Origin of the sequence: Bradyrhizobium sp. (assembly GCF_017881085.1) — a bacterium.
GTDB lineage: Bacteria > Pseudomonadota > Alphaproteobacteria > Rhizobiales > Xanthobacteraceae > Bradyrhizobium.
The window spans coordinates 1-4582 of the sequence record NZ_JADGRI010000377.1 but is presented as its reverse complement, the minus strand read 5'-3'; the positions used below and the strand labels follow the sequence as shown (position 1 = coordinate 4582).

General features: G+C 64.5%; 3 protein-coding genes and 1 pseudogene. All 4 read left to right on the top strand.

Annotated elements, in window-relative coordinates:
* Positions 1 to 123 (top strand): annotated as a pseudogene (locus QZ213_RS24875) (transglutaminase family protein); the annotation flags it as partial.
* Between the two features lie 33 nt (positions 124 to 156).
* On the top strand, positions 157 to 555 hold the full coding sequence (locus tag QZ213_RS24870) for a gamma-glutamylcyclotransferase family protein (protein WP_291688727.1): 399 nt from the start codon (positions 157 to 159) through the stop codon (positions 553 to 555).
* Between the two features lie 165 nt (positions 556 to 720).
* Positions 721 to 2718 (top strand): DNA primase, encoded by a 1998-nt coding sequence (dnaG, locus tag QZ213_RS24865; RefSeq protein WP_291688726.1) that lies wholly within the window; start codon positions 721 to 723, stop codon positions 2716 to 2718.
* A 244-nt stretch (positions 2719 to 2962) separates the two neighbouring features.
* Positions 2963 to 4582, top strand: a 1620-nt coding sequence (gene rpoD, locus QZ213_RS24860; RefSeq protein ID WP_291688725.1) for an RNA polymerase sigma factor RpoD, incomplete at its 3' end; no start/stop codon positions are given.

Sequence of the window (4582 nt, the reverse complement as noted above, 5' to 3'; positions counted from 1 at the left end):
CGGATCGGCCGCATCCTGATGGGCACCGGCCGCGACGCCGCCGACGTGGCGCTGACCACGAGTTTTGGCCGGATGGATCTGGTGAAATTCGTCGTCATCAGCGATCAAGTCGTGGCGGCCTGACGCCGCTTCGCAACGACGGTTATAGACCATCCCATGACCTCCGATCTTCTCTTCGTCTACGGCACGCTGATGCGCGGCTTCGATCATCCGATGGCGCAGCTGCTGTCGCGCAGCGCCGTTTTCATCGGCGAGGCGCACTGCCGCGGCCGGCTCTATCTGGTGAAGCATTACCCCGGCCTGGTGCTGTCGGACGACGCCGGGGATGTCGCGTTCGGCGAACTGTTCCGGCTGGGCCAGCCGGCCGAGCTGCTGCGCGAATTCGACATGTACGAGGCCTGCGGCGAGGGCTTTGCCGAACCGACCGAATATGTCAGGCGGATGCTGCAGGTCGCGCGCGCCGACGGCGCGGTCGACGGGGCCTGGACCTATGTCTACAACTGGCCGGTCACGAACTTGCCGCGCATCGCCTCGGGACGGTTTCTGGAGCAGTAGGCATTTTCCCGCATCGCCATTCCGGGCCTGCGCCTGAAGGCGCATCCCGGAATGACGAGGCCTGTGAATAGCCCGGATAAAGCCAATAATCTTCGTATTTTACCCGGGCATCCCTATATCGATGGTCGGTTGGCATCGGCCGGCGACTCACCGAAAAATCCACCCATGCGCTTTACGCCCGAATTCCTCGAAGAACTGCGCGCCCGGCTTCCGGTTTCGGAAGTCGTGGGCCGGCGCGTGAAGCTGAAACGGGCGGGAAGGGAGTGGAAGGGGCTGTCGCCGTTCCAGCAGGAGAAGACGCCGTCCTTCACCGTCAACGACCAGAAGCAATTCTATCACGACTTCTCCACCGGCAAGCACGGCAACATTTTCGACTTCCTGATGGAGACCGAGGGCGTCTCGTTCCCGGAAGCCGTGGAGCGGCTGGCGTCGATGGCGGGCCTGCCGCTGCCGGCGGTGACGCCGGATGCCGCGCGGCATGAGCAGCGCCGCCGGACGCTCTATGACGTCATGGAACTCGCGGCCAAATTCTTCGCCGACACCCTGGCCTCGCGCAACGGCGCCAGGGCGCGCGGCTATCTCGGCGACCGCGCGATCTCGCCCGCGGTGCAGGTGCAGTTCCGCATCGGCTATGCGCCGGGCGAACGGTTCGCGCTGAAAGAACATCTCGGCGGCCACGGCATCTCCACCGAGGACATGGTGGAAGCGGGCCTCCTGGTCTCGGGCGACGACATCCCGGTGCCCTATGATCGCTTCCGCGACCGCGTGATGTTTCCGATCACCGATCTGCGCGGCCGCGTCATCGCCTTCGGCGGCCGCGCGCTGGAAAAGGACGTCGCCGCGAAGTACCTGAACTCGCCGGAAACGCCGCTGTTTCACAAGGGCGACAATCTCTACAACCTCGCCACCGCGCGCCAGGCCGCCCATGACGGCGCGCCGATCGTGGTGGTGGAGGGTTATGTCGACGTCATCGCCATGGTCGGCGCCGGTTTCCCGGCCAGCGTCGCCCCGCTCGGCACGGCGCTCACCGAAAACCAGCTCGCGCTGTTGTGGAAGATGGCGGACGAGCCGATCCTGTGTTTCGACGGCGACAAGGCCGGGCAGAAGGCCGCGTACCGCGCCGCCGACCTGGCGCTGCCGCAACTCAAGCCGGGAAAGAGTTTGCGCTTTGCGCTGCTTCCTGAAGGACAAGACCCCGACGATCTCGCCCGCACCGGCGGACGCGTCGCGATCGAGGAAGTGATCGGGGCTGCGCGCGGGCTTGCCGACATGATCTGGTCGCGCGAGATCGAAGGCGGCAGCTTTGCCACCCCGGAACGCCGCGCGGCGCTGGAAGCGCGGATCGGCGAACTCACCAACGGCATCCGCGATGAAGTGGTGCGGCGCTATTATCGCCAGGATCTGGCCGAACGGCTGCAGCGGACCTTTGCGCCGGAAGGCGCGCGCGGCGGCTACGGCCGCGGCAATTTTCTCAAAGCGGGAGGCGGCGAATCATCCCGCCGCTTCACCCCGCGCGCCCCCGGCGGGGCGGGCCGATTCGGCCGCCCGCAGCCCGGGGCGAGCCCGTCGCTGCCCCGCGGCCCCTATCAGGCCGCGAGCGCCCAGCTTGCCCTGAGCCCGATCATGCGCGGCCAGCGCAGCGCTCTATCGCGCCGGGAGGCGCTGATCCTGCAGACCCTGATCAACCACCCCTGGCTGCTGCACGACCATCTGGAAGAGGTGGCGGCGCTGGAACTGGCCCACCCCGAGGCCCACAAATTGCGCGCCGCCATCATCGCGGCCTTCGCCAACGACCATCACCATTCGCAGGACACCACCGAGCAGGCCGAGAAGATGCGCGCCGATCTCGAAGCGGGTGGATTTTCGCAATTTCTTCAAAGGGTTGAGGGAGCGATCACCACGGGGGCAGTGTGGGGCGCCAAGGCCCATGCGGCGCGCGAGGACGTTCTTTCCACCTGGCACCAGCTGGTCTCCTTGCATCACCAATGGCACTCATTACTTAGGGAATTGAAGGATGCGGAAGCCGCCCTCGGCGACGAGCCCAGCGAAGCCAACATGGCTTGGCTGCGGGACGTCAAGGCGAGGCTGGAGGAAGTCGACGGCACCGAGGCCCTGATCGAGGGTTTCGGAGAATCCTCCGGCCGGTTCCAGAAGACCGTTTGATGCCAGAATCATGCGGACGGCGGCCGCCGTATCAGCGAAAAGACTCGCCAAATCCATGGTTTGGCGGCAAAAACAGGGTTAAGCGAAGCTTAAGGGCCTTTCGGCTATTAAGACTGAAATATCCGGCGACAGAGATTCGGGGTGGCGAGGTTTGCGCCGCCCTTTCCGCGTCATAACTGACTTCAGGGTTTCATGCGGGTGTCATCGACGCATCCTCGGATGAAGCGCGTTTCGGGAGCAATGAATGGCCAGCAAGGCAAAGACGCTGCAGGTGAAGGACAAGGAAAAAGACGACAAGGCAGCGGACGCTCCTGAGAAGGATTCGGCCGAAGCCCCGTCGCCGTTGCTCGACCTGTCCGACGCCGCCGTCAAGAAGATGATCAAGCAGGCCAAGAAGCGCGGCTTCGTGACCTTCGATCAGCTCAACGAAGTGCTGCCTTCCGACACCACCTCGCCGGAGCAGATCGAGGACATCATGTCGATGCTCTCGGACATGGGCATCAACGTCTCCGAGGCCGAGGATTCCGACAGCGAGGAAGAAACCAAGGAAGACGCCGAGGACGAGACCGACAACGAGCTGGTCGAGGTCACGCAGAAGGCCGTCACCGAAGTCAAGAAGTCCGAGCCCGGCGAGCGCACCGACGATCCCGTCCGCATGTATCTGCGCGAGATGGGCACGGTCGAGCTGCTGTCGCGCGAAGGCGAAATCGCCATCGCCAAGCGCATCGAGGCCGGCCGCGAGGCGATGATCGCAGGCTTGTGCGAAAGCCCGCTGACCTTCCAGGCCATCATCATCTGGCGCGACGAGCTCAACGAAGGAAAGATCTTCCTTCGCGACATCATCGATCTCGAAGCCACCTATGCCGGCCCCGACGCCAAGAACAACATGAATCCGCTGCTGGCCGCGCCCGTCGGCGCCGACGGCCAGCCGCTCGCGGATCCCAACGGCGACGGTGCTGCGATGCCCGCCGCTGTGGCGCCGCCGGCCGCACCTCCCGCGCCGACCCCGTTCCGCGCCGCAGCCGCCCCGGCCGCCGCCGCGGAGGGTGAAAGCACGTCGGAAGCCGCTACCGATTCCGACATGGACGACGACGAGTTCGAAAACCAGATGTCGCTCGCGGCCATCGAGGCCGAGCTGAAGCCGAAGGTGGTCGAGACCTTCGACAAGATCGCCGACAACTACAAGAAGCTGCGCCGCCTGCAGGAGCAGGACATCTCCAACCAGCTGCAGAACGAGACGCTGTCGCCGGCGCAGGAGCGCAAATACAAGAAGCTGAAGGACGAAATCATCGTCGAGGTGAAGTCGCTGCGGCTGAACCAGGCCCGTATCGACAGCCTCGTCGAGCAGCTCTACGACATCAACAAGAAGCTGGTCTCGTTCGAGGGCCGCCTGTTGCGTCTCGGCGACAGCCACGGCGTCGCGCGCGAGGATTTCCTGCGCAACTATCAGGGCTCCGAGCTCGACCCCCGCTGGCTCAACCGCGTGTCAAAGCTTTCGGCAAAGGGCTGGAAGAATTTCGTCCATCACGAAAAGGACCGCATCAAGGAGCTGCGCCACGAGATCCAGTCGCTGGCCGCATTGACCGGGCTCGAGATCGGCGAATTCCGCAAGATCGTGCACGGCGTGCAGAAGGGCGAGCGCGAGGCGCGCCAGGCCAAGAAGGAAATGGTCGAGGCCAATCTTCGTCTCGTGATCTCGATCGCCAAGAAATACACCAACCGCGGCCTGCAGTTCCTCGACCTGATCCAGGAAGGCAACATTGGTCTCATGAAGGCGGTCGACAAGTTCGAGTACCGCCGCGGCTACAAGTTCTCGACCTATGCGACGTGGTGGATCCGGCAGGCGATCACCCGCTCGATCGCC